This is a genomic window from Pseudoalteromonas peptidolytica (genome assembly GCF_012641745.1).
GTDB lineage: Bacteria > Pseudomonadota > Gammaproteobacteria > Enterobacterales > Alteromonadaceae > Pseudoalteromonas > Pseudoalteromonas peptidolytica.
In genome coordinates, this window is sequence record NZ_WEHZ01000039.1 from 1 (window position 1) to 15,925 (window position 15,925).

The 15,925-nt window shown below is 41.5% G+C and carries 11 protein-coding genes; all 11 read right to left on the reverse strand.

The window, feature by feature from the left end:
* Positions 1–103 precede the first annotated feature (103 nt).
* The 11 genes from F9Y84_RS19225 to F9Y84_RS19275 all read right to left on the reverse strand — a co-directional run bounded on the left by F9Y84_RS19225 (position 104) and on the right by F9Y84_RS19275 (position 15,767).
* Entirely contained in the window at positions 104–2,101 is a 1,998-nt protein-coding gene (locus F9Y84_RS19225) for a methyl-accepting chemotaxis protein (protein WP_168756782.1), read from the reverse strand.
* Between the two features lie 307 nt (positions 2,102–2,408).
* A complete protein-coding gene (gene asd / locus F9Y84_RS19230; RefSeq protein WP_147389544.1) occupies positions 2,409–3,524 on the reverse strand; it encodes an aspartate-semialdehyde dehydrogenase in 1,116 nt (371 codons plus the stop codon).
* Between the two features lie 448 nt (positions 3,525–3,972).
* On the reverse strand, positions 3,973–6,660 hold the full coding sequence (locus F9Y84_RS19235) for a TonB-dependent receptor domain-containing protein (RefSeq protein ID WP_147389545.1): 2,688 nt from the start codon (positions 6,658–6,660) through the stop codon (positions 3,973–3,975).
* 77 nt (positions 6,661–6,737) lie between these two features.
* Positions 6,738–8,396: a hypothetical protein gene (locus F9Y84_RS19240; protein WP_147389546.1), complete on the reverse strand. Its 1,659-nt coding sequence runs from the start codon at positions 8,394–8,396 to the stop codon at positions 6,738–6,740.
* 191 nt (positions 8,397–8,587) lie between these two features.
* On the reverse strand, positions 8,588–9,898 hold the full coding sequence (locus F9Y84_RS19245) for a tetratricopeptide repeat protein (protein WP_147389547.1): 1,311 nt from the start codon (positions 9,896–9,898) through the stop codon (positions 8,588–8,590).
* Between the two features lie 21 nt (positions 9,899–9,919).
* Positions 9,920–10,525, reverse strand: a complete 606-nt coding sequence (locus F9Y84_RS19250) for an energy transducer TonB (RefSeq protein ID WP_125252897.1) — start codon at positions 10,523–10,525, stop codon at positions 9,920–9,922.
* 9 nt (positions 10,526–10,534) lie between these two features.
* Positions 10,535–10,945 carry an ExbD/TolR family protein gene (locus tag F9Y84_RS19255; RefSeq protein WP_010378708.1) on the reverse strand — a complete coding sequence of 137 codons (411 nt, stop codon included), beginning with the start codon at positions 10,943–10,945 and terminating at the stop codon, positions 10,535–10,537.
* 22 nt (positions 10,946–10,967) lie between these two features.
* Positions 10,968–11,495 carry a MotA/TolQ/ExbB proton channel family protein gene (locus tag F9Y84_RS19260; RefSeq protein WP_125252896.1) on the reverse strand — a complete coding sequence of 176 codons (528 nt, stop codon included), beginning with the start codon at positions 11,493–11,495 and terminating at the stop codon, positions 10,968–10,970.
* Positions 11,496–11,497: 2 nt separating this feature from the next.
* Complete coding sequence (locus F9Y84_RS19265; RefSeq protein WP_147389548.1) at positions 11,498–12,865, reverse strand: MotA/TolQ/ExbB proton channel family protein; 1,368 nt, start codon at positions 12,863–12,865, stop codon at positions 11,498–11,500.
* A gap of 14 nt (positions 12,866–12,879) precedes the next feature.
* Positions 12,880–13,629 carry a DUF3450 domain-containing protein gene (locus tag F9Y84_RS19270; RefSeq protein ID WP_125252894.1) on the reverse strand — a complete coding sequence of 250 codons (750 nt, stop codon included), beginning with the start codon at positions 13,627–13,629 and terminating at the stop codon, positions 12,880–12,882.
* Positions 13,630–13,877: 248 nt separating this feature from the next.
* Positions 13,878–15,767: a methyl-accepting chemotaxis protein gene (locus F9Y84_RS19275; protein ID WP_147389549.1), complete on the reverse strand. Its 1,890-nt coding sequence runs from the start codon at positions 15,765–15,767 to the stop codon at positions 13,878–13,880.
* Positions 15,768–15,925 lie beyond the last annotated feature (158 nt).

Consider the following 15,925-nt stretch of genomic DNA (forward strand, 5'->3'; position numbering starts at 1 on the left):
CAGAACGCCATTTGAAACATTGCTTGATGGAAAATCAATTTGGGCTGAGAAAAATTTAGCTCAAATCTAAACTGACAGCCACCGATTGAAAAACGGGTAACTGTCAGATCAAGTCTGAGCTAGTACATTTAAATACATCCATTGTTCGTTGTAATGTATCACTATTGAGCTTCATGTCTTTAAAGAGTGTGTTTAATGCTCTTGAGGTATCTAATTCATGATTAGCAGCTTCAAGCACGGCTGCCGTATTTTGCGAAATATCATTTGCCACTTCAGACTGCTGTGAAGCTGCTGTTGCAACGGACATGGTAAGTTTTTCAACATGAGAACTGTGCTCATTTACTCGCAGTGATACTTGTCGGGTCTCTTCCACTTCTGTCATGGTATTTTGTGTAAGGCGAGTATTGTCTCTAATTGACTTTACGACGTTTTGACTAATTTCAGATAAGCTGATCAGTAATGTTGATATTTGCTCTGATGATTGCTTACTGTTGTTAGCAAGCCCCCTAACCTCATCTGCAACCACTGCAAATCCTCTTCCGTGTTCTCCAGCTCTAGCAGCTTCAATTGCGGCGTTTAATGCAAGCAAATTGGTTTGCTCCGCGACACTACGAATAGAGTCAAGAATGGTATTAATTTCAGATACTTGCTTTTCCATGCTTGCAGCCATTACATCAACATCATTCATGCTGTTTGATAAAGTTTGCATCGTCTCTAAATTCTTTTGGTTGTCCGATAATAATTGCGCAGACTCACTATTTAATTGGTCGCTGGCATCGAGTGTTTCCTGAGCTAACTTAGCAATCTCTTGGCTAGTAGTCGCCATCTCTTCAATCGCTACAGCAATGCTAGAGGCCATTTCCTGCGTTTTTTTCGCGTCGTCGTTAACATTCGATGCCGCTGTGTGCATTTTTTCCCCAAGATGTGTGCCAACCTCAACGGACTTTGCCAATCCAACCATAAGATCTTTGAACGCAAAAATAGTGTTATAAATGGACTCTGAAATCTGACCTAACTCATCTCGGGTGTTCAATCGCATGTCCAAAGTGAGATCGCCCTCTTCCGCAACACGTTTAAGTATTGTGGTTAACTTCGAAAGTTCTGAGCGAAGTGAACGGATTAAATGCAAATTAATGAGCGCAATGACGGTGAGTACAACAATGAACAGGCTGAAAATTATGATGCTATCAAACGCAATATCAGCTTTATTTTGTTGGCTATCGTGAATCGTTTCTGCCCATATGTTGTCTAATTTACTTTTTAGCTGAGTAATTCTCTGTGTTGCACTGCTAAACCACTGAGCGCTGGAAGGTAAAGTTTGGAAGTCAAGCGGTTGTTGATTTTCAAGTTGATCTAGTATTCTGTTGAACTCAATCGCAGCTGGATCTGTTAAAAAATCTTGAATATTGTCTAGCTGGGTTCCTTCGAGTGCCGTTTCAAGTTGATGTAATGACATTTTTAACTGCGTACGAAAATAGCCGATGTCGTCCTTAACTGTGTTTGACATCGCCTTTTTTGCTAAAACACCATTTACTTTTCCTCTTATTTGCCCAAGCCTTTCTTTACTTTGAGCAATCAAAAATGCAATGGATAAATCTGAAGACAATGTTCTATCCGAAACATAAGACTGGATCCGGCCAGCTGTGTTAAGTGCTACTTGATTCAATTTGGCGTAGTAGTCAAACGCATTTGTCCCATTTTGACGATCTATTTCCGAGCGTATTTGCCGTTTGTTCTTTTCTACTTCGAAGATATATGGAAGCCATTTGTGAACACTCTTGTCATTTTTCAGTAATGTGTTACTCACCGACTTTAGTGTCTCGATTGATTGGTCAGCAATGACCCGTTGCTCATCAACTTTTTTCTTATTTTGGGCGCTCGGATTACCAAGGTAACCTGCGCTAAGGCCCCGCTCAACGGCATGCTGATGAGCTACCTTTTCCATAGCATCTAAAAGGGTGACATATTTAATATCTCTTTCGGCACTGGCATACTGAGTAAAATTGTTAAATACATTTTTCCCGACTAAAAGCACAAGCAAACTGAGTAGAGATACAGAGCTTATCAAGGTGAGCTGCATAATTGAGAATCTGTTTAACATACCCTTTCATTTCTCCGTGTTGTGAGCGCAGATTACTGTTCATTCAGGGTAACTATAGACCATCATTACAAGGGTGAGACATTTTGTGACCAACATCGTAAAGGAATTATTGCTTCAGAGCTCGATTTAGGTAAGGAATGCAGTTTAAAGCTGTGCTGTGGATAATCACTAAGAATAGTAAGTGGGGACGGATAACGATATAAAAGTTGTGCAGGCAGTAACTAGCGTCTTGATACTTACTCAAGTTGAGTAAGTATCAAGACAAAGCGGTAATAATCTGGTCAAAGCGCTTTCAGTGACGAAAACGTTATCCGGTAATTATTCTTAACATTCTGCGTAGTGGCTCAGCTGCGCCCCACAGCAATTGGTCACCTACTGTGAATGCGCTGATATATTTTTCACCCATGCTTAGCTTTCTTATTCTTCCTATTGGAATATCTAGCGTACCGGTAACATTTACAGGTGTCAGTTCTTTGGCTGTGATATCGCGTTCGTTAGGAATTACCCTAACCCACTCATTATGTTCAGCCAAGATAGCTTCAATTTCATCGACGGTGCGATTTTCTCGCAGTTTAATCGTCAGTGCTTGTGAGTGACAGCGCATCGCGCCTATCCGAACGCACAAGCCATCGATAGGAATTGGTTGCTTAGATGAGCCTAGGATCTTGTTTGCCTCAACTTGTGCTTTCCATTCTTCCTTACTTTGACCAGACTCCATTGGAACGTCTATCCAAGGAATTAAGCTACCAGCAAGCGGTACTCCAAATTGATCTTTTGGTAATGAGTCGTCTTTAATTTTATCCGCAACAATCTTATCGATTTCCAAAATGGCAGAGCTTGGGTCGTCAAGCTGTGTCTTAACGCTACTGTGTATCTCTCCCATTTGCGTGATTAATTCACGCATGTTCCTCGCGCCAGCTCCGGATGCAGCTTGGTAGGTCATTGGGCTTACCCATTCAATGAGATCTTGCTCAAACAGTCCACCTAACGCTAATAGCATAAGTGACACTGTACAGTTACCGCCAACAAAGGTTTTAACACCTTGTTCTAACCCCTGTTGGATAACATCTTTGTTAACTGGATCAAGTACAATGATACTGTCTTGTTCCATTCTCAGCGCTGACGCTGCATCTATCCAATACCCATCCCAGCCTTGCTCACGCAATGTGTAGTAAACTGATTTGGTATAGTCCCCTCCCTGACAGGAGATGATTACATCCATCTGCGCGAGTGCGTCTATATCACTTGCATCTTTGAGGGGCTTTGGATCGCCAGCCCCATTGACCACTGGTCCCAGTTGACCTGCTTGAGAGGTAGTAAAAAAGTGCGCTTCTATGTTGTCGAAGTCATTTTCTTGCTGCATACGCTCCATAAGCACGGAGCCAACCATTCCACGCCAGCCGACGAGTCCTACTTTTTTCATGTTATATGCCTTTATAATGTTTATACGGTTTATTGCGTGAGTCGTATGTCTAGATGGCTACCATAGCAAAAGAATTTAAGTTGGACTAGCTACAAATGGTGAATATTTAAGAATAAAAAACCCCGCAAAGCGGGGTTTGGATACAACATGTAAAGGTTGTCCTAATTAAACGCATCAGCGTTAATGAGAACTCGGTACAAAATAAGTTATAGTTTTGTTTTTAAAGTGCTTAAGTAATTTTACTAATTATCTGTTACAACTATATTAACAGCATAGTAACTTACTGAAGTATTTGGATATATTTATAGTATATAGACCAACTATACACAAAGTTACAGAATCAAGTCTATGAAATAACGATGAAGAATAGAAAAAATTTAGAAATCTTGATAAAGATCAAAAAAAGCCAAGGAAAAACCTTGGCTAGATTGGTAAGCTTAGTTTTCTTCTAGAATTCGTAGCTATAACTCAAGCTAATTGAAGTTCCAACGTCTTTTTGTCGAACGACAACATCAGACTGAGTGACTTCTTGGTCTTCGTTCAATAGGTTTTTCACCTTAAACTTAACCTTTGAGTTAAAGTCGGGATACCAAGTGTAAACAAGGTCTAGTGAATGGAATGGTTGCTCATACGCATCATCACGACCACCAATACCTGAAGCCAAAATACGCTCGCCAAACACATTGTATACCAATGAACCACTATGCTGGCCATCTGCAGAGTCATAGTTTAGCTGCATATTGACAACGTACTCTGAGTGCCCAGTCATACGTTTGGTTGGGTTGGTCAAGTTTCCTGCTCGCGCCGGATCGATGGATACTTCTGAGTCACTTAAAGTGATGTTACCTGAAGTGAAAAAGCCACTGGCGACACCTGATAAGTCATATAGCCACTCCGCTTCGATACCATATACTTCGCCTTCCTCACCGTTTACGAAGGTAGCGGTGTAATCTTCATCACCGACGCGTAGGATGGTCTCGATTGGTGCGGTAATATCTTTATAGAATGCCGCCACAGAGAAGTTGTCGCCATTATCCATATAATATTCAAAACGAGCATCATAGTTCTTTAAATCACTACTTTTAAGACCCGCAACACCAAAAGTACGGATGTCAGTTAATGGATCATAGTAAGCAACAGGTACAAGCTCACGTAAATCAGGACGAACGGTAGTCTCACCATAACCAAAACGTATCTGATAGTTACCATCCGACAGGTAAGTAAGTGATAAAGCATTAAAGAAATTATCTTCGTTTACTGTTCCTGCCAGAATACGCTCTTCGTCGTAAATGGTTTCCATGGTGACTCTATCGAAGATTAAACTTGATGTCGCAAGTGACACCTGCTTAAAGTCTTCATAACGAATACCACCACTGATCCGCCAAGTGTTATCAAAGAAAATATCAAATTCGCCGTAACCTGCATCTATTTTTTGAGCTGCAATATAATCGTCAGCAGCAGGTGCTTGAGGTTCGTTAAACGTTAATAAGAAGGTGTTGTTGTCTATAAACTCACTATCTAGGTAACTAGTAATCGAGTTAATTTCTGAGCTGTCAAAATTAACCGGAATAGAAATCCCGCTTTTGTTATTTACAACGAAATTGCTGGTGTTATAAACACGAGCACGATCCATAAAGTCATATCCACCTTTAAGGGTTATCTCGATACCGTCAAAGGTTAATGGTAAAGTTACGTTTCCGCTGTACGATTTGACATTGTCTTCCATGTCAGTAAACGCGTATGTTACGCGGTTATCATCACCAGTTACAATAGAATTTTTATAGCTTCCATCATCGTTGTAGTTATCGATAAATTTAAAATCGATATCTGTTGGAATATCTGTCTGTGCTTTTGATTCGGTGTATTGCCAGTCTACACCCAGTCCCCAGTAGTCCAAGAAGGTGTGTTGGCCAACCACTTGATCAATGTCTAACGTGCGTTCTTCGTAATTAAACTGGTGTGAGCGCTGCGCTGCACCAGTCCCTGCAATGGTTCTTACAGTACTACCATTTGGGCTTTGTAAAACCGAAAGGTCAGATTCACGCTCATTATCTTCTAAATATATCTTAGAATATGAAATGTTATGCTGATCGAGGCGATAACCCAGATTAAGCACACCATTCATACGCTCGGTCTCAGTCGTCACTTCAGACGCTTTGAGGGTGACATAACAAGAGTTTATAGTATCTTCTGCGGTTTCAAGTTTTGAAGTACAGTTTTCGGATAGGCTATCGTCAATTACGCCGGTAGTGCGGTCGCTATAATTCCAGTCATTATCGTAAGAGCCAGCTAGCATAAAGCCTACGGTGCCACCAAACCAATCTTCTTGGAAGCTATTACCAATGTTTGCTTTTACATCAAAGTTGGGATCAAGTGACTCATTTTTCACTTCAATATCGCGAGGAAGAGACGTAACAAAGCCTTTTATGATGTCTATTGCTTGGTCTGCGCGAGTGAGTCCGTCTTGATCCTTAAAGCCGTTTTTGTCTACGACTTCTCCGATGTCAAAGTTACCACGATACCTTACTACAGCATCTTGCAGTACTTGTGGTATTCCCTCAGCGGTTCCACTAAAGGTGTAGCCCTTATCGGAATTAATATTTTGTCCAATTCCCAATTCTATTCCAGCTGTGAACTCCGACGGAACCGACTTGGTACGAATATCTATGTTACCGCCACCAAATGCAGCTGGCATTGAAGGTGAATACGCTTTTTGCACCGCTAGGCTTTCAATAATGCTAGCGGGAAATATATCCAACGGAATAACGTTTCTAGTTAGATCCGGGCTTGGTACAGCGGCACCATTTAATCGTGCACTAGAATAACGCTCGCCTAGACCACGAACATAAATAAATTTGCCGTCAACGAGTGTCAGACCTGTTACACGACGAAGTGCTGATGCCGCATCACTGTCGCCGGTGCGAGAAAGCTGTTCTGCACCTAAAATATCTGCAACGAACGCTTGGTTTTTACGCTCTTCGATTACTGCTGCAGCACTGCCTTGCAAACGAGTACCTACAGCAACAACTTCTTCAATTGCCTGTTCTTCTTCCGCCACACTAGGTAGAGAAGTTGCAACAGTAACTGCCGCACTTATGGCTAAAGCAACTTTTTTAAATTTCATTTGAGTATCCATATGCAATCCTGCCAAAAATCATAAAAAAGGCGCAATGACTGCGCCTTAATTGTAATAACTAAGGTCATTACTGATAATTAGTCTGCGTTTGAAGCCTCAATTGCTTTCTTAGCCCATTGATACCATTCAGATGAAGTGTCTGTATCTGATACTGCACCAATGTAATCGACTGTTGTGAAGAAAGCGTCATTTAATCCACTTAGGTTATTCGCATCAACGGTGATTGCTGTTGAGCTCGAATTTGTTGAGAAACCATCAGCAGCCAACACATCTTGCGCACCATTAAGAATTTGATTTACACCACCATTTACAAACCAATCTTCCTTACCTTCACCTGCAGGAAGTGGATCGGAGCCGTTTTTAAAGTTTGCTGCACAAGCAAGTACCGAGCTGTCATAATTTAGCGTATCAGCTTCAGCATTTGCAGCTGCGTCACCATCTTTAAACTCTAAACATTCAGTCCCGTTCGATGCTTCTGCTTTAACAATTAGTGCGTTGTAATACATGCCACGGATAGCGTCGTCAAACTTCATGCCTTGAGACTCGTCATCATCTCGAATAGAGTTACCATCTGTAGTAATTACAGTGACATTTGCAAAGTTTAGTGTTGAGGCTGGTGCTTGGCTATAATCGTCACCTGATGCCTTCTCACCGTCAGTTTCAAAGCCGTTGTTACCCATGAAGCCTACCGTACCAGCTGGTAGAAGTACTGGATTACCATCGTCGTCTGCATAAGTAACATCACGTTTAGTTTCGATAGTACCGTGCTTCACTAAGATAAACTGGCCTTTACCCTGCCAACCAGCGTCTACGTCTATCGCGTCGTCTTGCGTATCAGTTACGACGATGTTTTTGATGCTTGCAGCACCACCGAAGAATTCGATACCATCGTCAAAGCCTTGGTGAATATGCAAAAATTCAAAGCTAGAACCTGAGCCTACAGCGTTTAGCGTTAGCGAGTTCAAGTCGTCCCCAGGGCCACCATCACGAGGGCCTGAACCTGCATACCAAATGTGGGCATATTTGATTTGACCACTACTATCTGCATTATTGTTACCACCGTAGTAGCTGGTTACACCTTCAGAGTCAGCGTTACATAAATTAGCGTTGCGTTCTGCATCTGTACATTCGTTAGTAATACCAAAACCATTTACCATGATCCCACCCCAGTCAGCGAACTGTGGACCAATTCCTGCCAAGTCAAACGCTTCAAATTCAGCGGCTGAAGTAAAGCGAATAGGATCCGCTGCTGTGCCAACGGCGTTAATTTTTGAACCACGAGCAATACGCACGACAGATTCACCTGATGTGAATGCCATTACCGCGCCCGGCTTTATTTCAAGTGTTGGGCCAGTTTCTGAAATAGTACAGCTTGTTGCGGTATTACAATCTTTACCAATTAGTAGTGCACCTTTAAATACATGTGCACCACCATTTTCAAGTTTTGCAAATGAAATATCAGATTCTATTTCTAACGATTTAGATGCAAAGTCGGTACCGTATACACAGTGAGGTGCTTGGAATTGACCTTGAACTTCAGTACTGCCCACAGTACGTGCTGTACATGGGTTTTCTGCTACCGGAGGAGGTGTTTCGCCGCCATTGTTGCTGGTGTTATTTGAATTATTAACGCTGTTATCGTTTACCGTAGGCGTAACTTCGATGTCACCACCACAACCAGTTAATGCCATAGCAGCGACGATTGCAGAGACTCTGAAGAGGTTTTTTAGTTCCATTGCTAACTCCAAGTAGTAGACTTTAAAAAATTATTTTTTTACTGTTTTTAAATGATGTGACTAAATTAATGGTGTTTTATTACATGAAGATTACACCAAGTGCTTGTAATTAAATCTTCATAAATAAAAATGGAACTTTATAAATAAAAAAAACCGCCCGAAGGCGGCTTTGGTGTTGCGATTATAAAATGTTATAATAATGCTTGTTTTAATGTCTCAGCATTAACTTTTTCTCTTTTAACATATTTAATCCATTGCTTGGCTAAATTTGCTGATTTTTTATGCTTTTCAGCTTGTTCAAATGCTAATATGGATGCGTCAAAATTTTGCAGATTAAATTGTGCCATACCAAGTGCAACGTAAGCATTTGATTCAAAGTTTAGTTCGCCCTTATTTAGTGCCATACGTGCGTAATCAGCCGCTTCTTCATATTTTTCAAGGTTTAGATAGATCTCAGCAAGCCGTTGATCTAAATTGCCATGTTCAACTTTCTCAGTGGCAGCAATAAAATATGGAAGCGATTTTTTATCTTCCCTAGCTTGTACGAATGCTTCGGCGATAAAGGTAAGATTTTTGGCATTATCCTCAACAACCTTTGCTTTTATTCCTTTATCTAATATTTCAGCGGCTTTATAAGGCAGTGAGTTCATTAAATATACCTGTGCAAGCTGCATATAGTCAGATTTTGATTTAATGAAACCTCGTTGCTTCGCAGTTTCAAATGTAGCCAGCTGTTTTTTATCTGCACCTACTTCCCCATACATTCCACCCAATTGGATCCAATATTGAGGTTTGTCATAAAGGTTAACCATTTTTTCTAGCACCTTAACAACGTTTTTATGCTGTCCAAGTGAATAATAAATAGCACGTTGTAAAACTAGCCAGTTCTCTTTTGGTAAATCACCTTCTGACTCAACTATATTAATAGCCGAGTTAATATTATCAATTGCATCATTATACATTTTTAGCTGATATTGCGCTTGTGCTTTTAAAATATAAAAGTTGCTTTTAGGGGCTTGAGGTGTTGCTGCGCTCCACTCGTCAAGAAACCTTAGAGTCAGATTGAAGTCATTGTTGGCCATTGCCAATTGAGCCAAACTAAATGTGGTCGAAAGGCGTAATGACTCAGGAATAGCTTCTTGCTTAATGACTGCTTGGAATGACTCAATCGCTTTATCAAGCTGGTTTTCGTTGTAGTAAATAAAACCATAAAAGTTGTGCATCATAGCAACTTCATAACTATTCATACTGGATGCACGCTCTTTGACTGAATCAAGAGCTGCTAAGCCTTCAGTTACTTGACCGTCGTCTGCGAGTTTTTGCGCACGAGCTAGTTGGCTATACACTTTTTCGCGTAATGCAGGTACTCGTTTGGTTTTCGTTTCTGAGTCTGCATAAGCCGTTGCCAAATTAACATTTGGTAAGACTGAAATGAGACTTGGCATTATTAACCCTGTGCTAAATAATGCACTTAATAAAGTAATTTTTTTAAACATTTTCATAATCGCAATCCTTAATGACGGTTAGCCATTAATTTGAAATGAAATCTTATTTTGAACACCCGCAACTTCAACCGGTTCACCGTTAACTACGCGAGGTTTGTATTTAAATTTCAATGCCGCATCAAGCGCTGCTTGGTCGAAGATTGATTCCGGTTCAGCGCTTACTACAACAGGGTTTCTCACAGTGCCTTGTTTAGTTACAATGAACTCAACAATCACATACCCCTCAATTCCGCGTGATAACGCCCGTCTTGGATATACCGGCGCAACTTTCACGATTGGCAGATATTCACCATCACTGGACTCAAGCGCCAAACCACCTGCCAAATCTACGTCAGCATCGACGTTAGCAGTAAAGTCAAAGCTTCCTGCGTTGGTATCCAGATTGTTACTCTGTGTTTGTGGTGCTTCCATTGGCGGTGGAGGCTCTTTTGGCGTTGGCGGCTTTTGTGGTTTGCGCTCTTTCTTCTCGACAGTTTCTTCTTTTTTAAGGCGAACAAAGTCTAACACTTGTCCTTTTACAGGATCGGTCATTGCGCCTTCCCCTCCTTGGATTAGCGCTTGCATACCCAAGAAGAGAAAGAAGGTAACTATGCCCGCAATTACTAAAGCAATTAAGTAACGCATGGTATATTCCTATGACTCCTGTGCCGCAATTGAAACATCAAATGCGCCAGCTGCGCGTGATGCATCCATTACTTTAATTAGCGTGTCAGTAGTTGCCTTTTTATCAGCTTGAATAACTACACTCCCCTGCGGATTTTCCGCTTTAAGACGCTCAATGTTTGCTTGAACTGCGCGGATATCTACTTGGCGTTTGTTAATCCAAATTTCACCAGTATCTGAAATTGCAACTAGGATATTGGCTCTTTGCTTTTTCACTGCGGTAGCCGCTTCTGGGCGGTTAACATCAATACCCGCCTCTTTGACGAAAGAAGCTGTAACAATGAAGAAGATAAGCATGATAAATACAACGTCCAGCATAGGTGTCATGTTGATTTCTTCTGCTTCTTCTTCTTGGAATACTTTTGCAAGTGGTGCTCTCATAATTCTTTCCTCACACTGCCAACTAATGGTCTAGTAGCAGTTTGTCTTCTAACAATTCAACTTCACGTTTGGCTTTACGTTGTAAATAGGTTGATGCAAATACACCTGAAAGTGCGCCAACCATGCCCGCCATTGTTGGTATAGTCGCTTTTGATACCCCAGATGCCATCGAGCGTGCGCTCCCTGAGCCTGTAATAGCCATCACATCAAACACTTCAATCATGCCGGTTACCGTACCAAGAAGTCCTAATAACGGACAAAGCGCAACCATGACATTAATGTAAGGTAAGTTGGCATTGAGTTTGATCCCTACGCGAGAGATAGTGGCTTGCCTTATCTGCTCTGCGTTCCAACTGTTACGCTCATCTCGAGAGTTCCAAGCTTGTAGGACGTCGTTTTTGTAGCTTCTGTACTTTCCGAACACAAACATAAAACGTTCTAGAATAAGTAGCCACATAGCGAAGGTTACGAAGCCGATGACCAGGAGAACCTGGCCACCCGTGTCAAGGAATTCACGTAAAGCGTTAATTGCATCAAGCAATACAACCACGATTACGCTCCTTTCTCACTACGCTCAGCAATGATCCCTGCACTTTGCTCTTGCAGAATAAGCAGCAAGTTACGAGAACGAGTGTTTAATAAGGTATAAAGGAATACCGTTGGGATAGCGACAACCAGACCAAGTACGGTGGTCACGAGTGCCTGAGAAATACCACCAGCCATGAGTTTAGGGTCACCGGTACCAAACAGGGTAATTGCTTGGAAGGTGTTAATCATACCGGTCACTGTACCTAGTAGACCAAGTAGCGGCGCGACGACGGAAATAATTTTGATTAATGTCAGGTTACGTGTGATCTTTGGCATTTCACGAAGGATTGCTTCGCTAAGCTTTAGCTCTAGCGTGTCATAAGCAACATTTGGGTATTGCTCTTTTACTTTCATCACGCGTCCTAACGGGTTGTCGTCACGGGCAACGCTATCTTTTAGTTGACGATTGATTTTTGAGCCCATTAACATTAGGGATATAAAACGCTCAATCGCAATTAGAAGTGCTAACAAACCAACACCTAAGATAACGTAACCTACCGCGCCACCTTGGTGTACTTGTTCTTCCGTATTTGGCGCTTGTACTAGTAGACCGAGAATTGAACCACCTGTTGGGTCAAGGGCAAAATCGACAGAACCGGTCTTCGCATCTTGTAATTCACCCGCTGTTGAGGTGAAGCGAGAGGCTGGCTGACGAGTCAGTTCTGAAATGGTTTGTGTATCATTGTTGTAAGTTAGGTATTTCCCGTCAGCGATTAAGTTAAACGCACCAACACGAAGTACTTCTTTATTCTGTTTTGCACCACCGGCTACAATCACTTCGGTATTAAAGCGCGATACTTTACCTTGTTCAGTCATTTCACGCTGCATTTCAAACCAGACTTTTCCTATGTCTTCGATTGATGCAAGGCGCGACGTTGAACCCATTTTTTTAGCAAGCTCAGTCATGTAGTCATCACGACCTTTAATTTCCGCTGATACCACAGATGTTGCGAACTTGTTCGAACTATCACCAGCAACTTGCTGAAGTACACCAAATAGCTCTTTTAGCGTTCCCATACGCTTACTAAGGGTGTCACTTAAATTCGCCAGTTTAATCTCGTTTTCTTCAAAATTAGTTTCTAGACGCTCTGATTTTGCGAGCGCTTGGTTGCGCTCTGCAGTTAATGTGTTCAACATTTGGATCTGGTTGTTTTGCTGTGCTTTGAAGTCAGCTTCACGTTGCTTGTTTTGCGCTGTTTGTGCCGTTTGACCCTGCTCTAAGGTTTTTAGCAGTGAATCCAAATCTAATGCCTGCTCAGCATGCGCAGATGCGGTCAACGCAAGTGTTGTTGCGAAAATAGCGTGTTTAGTGAATTGTTGTAGGAATTTCATGATAGCCTCACCTATTACTCAGCAGCTTGAACTGGAAGCGTTAGCATGTCTGGTGCTAATTGTTTGCGTGCGATGCGAATGCCTTTATTAATTTGGCTAATGTTGGTATCTGGAAGTGTTTCAAAAGCTTGGCTGTCTTTGTTCCAGAAACCCGCTTGGCTACCATCTTTAGTGACGTAAAGTAGCTCAAGTCGACCAATTCTCAGAAACTCTACCTCACGCTCCTGTCCATTCACGTCTAATAGTGCGGTATATGCTTCGATTGTTCGGCCGTAATCGACTTCAACTTGATAAGCTTCTAATACGCGACGAAACTTTTCACTAGATGAAATATCTGCACGATCCATCAGGTTATTAAGTTGAGTGATACGTTCAGCACGCTCTTTGGGAAGGAATGGTACGTCTAATTCGACGAACTGTTGCAAGCCTGTGATCATGCGCATCATTAATGGCGTGATCTGGCGCTCAATCACCGAAACTTGATCCATCGACGTATTAATCGCTGACATTTCTTCAAGTTGGTTTGTTATTTGTTTTTCTAACTGAGCGTTATAAACAGATAACCCATCAATCTCTTTGTTCAGAGTTTTAAATTTTTGCAGTCGAGATTGCATGTCATCTGCAATATTATCGATCTTTTCCTGTGACTTTAATGCGGATCCATTAATTGCCATGCTTTTATTCATGGCTTGATCTAATTCTGTTGCGCCGGCAGAGGCCGTCGCTAGCATACCTGCTATAAGCAAGTGGTTAACGCACTTCATCGCATACACCTTATAATTATTGCTAGTTACTTAAAAACTGCGGGCAGTCTAAATAGTGAAAATGACAACCATGTTGCGCAACTAATACATAATTATTACAGTTGTCATGATTTCGACGCTTTAGGTGTAAGTTTCTGATTTTTTTATTCTTTGTGTTGTTAATGGAATGTTTATAGCTATGTTTGTAATAAAAACATCATAAAAAAGCCGCTTATGTTAAGCGGCTTTTCATCTTAGGGTAAACTTGTTTAAACCTTAAATTTGAGCACCATTTGTTCTAATTCATCAAACTGTGTTTTCAATGATTTACACTCGTCGAGTGTTGCGGTGAGGTTGTTACTACCTTGAATACTTAAGTCGCTTATGTGATGAATATCGCTATCAAGTGATTGGATCACGGTATTTTGTTCATTGGTCGCGCTAGCAACCGCATGATTGACACCATCAATAGCATCAATCGAGTTGCTTACTTCTTGCATTTTCGTACCAGAAGCGTTCGCCCTTTCGGCACTTCGAGCGGAGTCTTCGAGGCTTGCTTTCATTACTGCAACTGCGGATGATGAGCCCTGTTGTAACTGCGCGATGGTGCTTTCAATTTCTTGTGTTGATTCTTGGGTACGCTGCGCTAATTGTCTTACTTCATCAGCAACTACAGCAAAACCACGCCCTGCCTCTCCAGCCCTAGCAGCTTCAATAGCAGCATTAAGAGCAAGTAAATTCGTTTGCTCACTTACGCCTTTTATGACTTCTAGTACTTGGCCTATGCTACCTGATAGCTTGTCTAACCCATCTAAGGTTTCTTGGGCTTGTGACATTTTTTGCGTCAGTGCGGCTATTTCTTCGATATTTTCAGTAAGCGAATGCTGGCTTTCCACGGAAAGCTTGTTGGCATTACTCGCAAGTTCAGATGCGTGAGTGGCGCTGCTTGAGATCTCTTGTGCACTTGAAGAAAGCTGGTTTATTGCTGTAGCAACACTATCAGTTCGTTTAGATTGATCAGTATACATAGATAACGTGTCTTGTGTTTGTGCTACCAGACTATTTACTACATTCTCAAGTGTCACAGTCGTATTTTTAACTTGTGTGATTGAAGCATGGATCTTATCGATAAATTGGTTGAAATAATCAGATAGCTCGCCAAACTCATCTTGATTTTCTATCACCAACCTGCGGGTAAGGTCGCCTTCACCTTGAGCGATATCTTTGATGGCAGCGTTTAGGTTATACATAGGGCGCATAAGATACTTGAGCAATAGTTGCAGCATCACAACAATAGCAATTACACCAAGTAGCATATAGATAGCTGCCATATTTCTAAAAGAGGACACTGATGAATAAGCAATTTCTTTGTTGATAACAACACCAAGGTACCAGTCAACGTTTTTAATGCCATTCATCTTTACAAATGACACTATCTTTTCTGTACCGTCTATTTCAAGCTCCGTAAACTCCCTACTCAACGGTAAATTCTGGCCGAACAAGTCGGACATCGGCTTGTCATTCAGCTCGGCATTGGGGTGACTAAGTATCTTTCCGCTTTTATCAAGTAGAAAGCCGTAGCCGAATCCTAAAAAGTCAATTTCATTGATAATTTTTGTGATAGTTGACATGTCAATGTCACCGCCAGCGACTCCAGCAAAGCGGCCTTGAAATTTAACCGGTACCACGGCTGAAATTGTAAATTCATTTGTTGTTACATCAATATACGGGGCAGTAAAAGCGGTGTCTTGTTTTTGTTCCGCGAGCTTATACCAAGGGCGGCTGGTGGCATCAAAATCAGCGGGAAGTTGAATGCTTGGATCGTCCAACACAAACGTACCATCAGGTGTTCCGATAAACACGTTTTTAAAGTTCCCAGCGACATCAGCAGTTTTTAATCTTCTTCTTATTTGTTCTATTGAGTCATCAGCTTTATGCCCTTGGGCGATGGACACCACGATTTCAAGCCTGTTATTGAGCCAATTAGCGATATTCTGCGAAACAGAACTGGAGATCTCTTGCAAAACCAGAGTGAGTCGAGTTTGCGTTTGATCTCGCATGACCAAAAAATTGTTGATAGTAAACAAGCCAAGTACAATTACGAGTACAAGAGAGGCTGCTACGGTTACTTTGGTGGTGAACTTTAGCGCTTTAAACATGATGATCCTGTTGAACTTGTTCTTTTAGTAATTAGGCGTATGCGCAGCTAATTAGTTGTTTATTATGGTATTGGAAAGTTAATTCCGATAGCACCATTTTTATCAAAAATCCTAAGACTTGTCTTTGTTTATCGGCAGTAAATTCGCTAAGTTTAGAT

Coding starts and splice junctions, on each gene's coding strand:
- F9Y84_RS19225 (WP_168756782.1), bottom strand. CDS start 2,101: ATGTTAAACAGATTCTCAATTATGCAGCTCACCTTGATAAGCTCTGTA.
- asd (WP_147389544.1), bottom strand. CDS start 3,524: ATGAAAAAAGTAGGACTCGTCGGCTGGCGTGGAATGGTTGGCTCCGTG.
- F9Y84_RS19235 (WP_147389545.1), bottom strand. CDS start 6,660: ATGGATACTCAAATGAAATTTAAAAAAGTTGCTTTAGCCATAAGTGCG.
- F9Y84_RS19240 (WP_147389546.1), bottom strand. CDS start 8,396: ATGGAACTAAAAAACCTCTTCAGAGTCTCTGCAATCGTCGCTGCTATG.
- F9Y84_RS19245 (WP_147389547.1), bottom strand. CDS start 9,898: ATGAAAATGTTTAAAAAAATTACTTTATTAAGTGCATTATTTAGCACA.
- F9Y84_RS19250 (WP_125252897.1), bottom strand. CDS start 10,525: ATGCGTTACTTAATTGCTTTAGTAATTGCGGGCATAGTTACCTTCTTT.
- F9Y84_RS19255 (WP_010378708.1), bottom strand. CDS start 10,945: ATGAGAGCACCACTTGCAAAAGTATTCCAAGAAGAAGAAGCAGAAGAA.
- F9Y84_RS19265 (WP_147389548.1), bottom strand. CDS start 12,865: ATGAAATTCCTACAACAATTCACTAAACACGCTATTTTCGCAACAACA.
- F9Y84_RS19270 (WP_125252894.1), bottom strand. CDS start 13,629: ATGAAGTGCGTTAACCACTTGCTTATAGCAGGTATGCTAGCGACGGCC.
- F9Y84_RS19275 (WP_147389549.1), bottom strand. CDS start 15,767: ATGTTTAAAGCGCTAAAGTTCACCACCAAAGTAACCGTAGCAGCCTCT.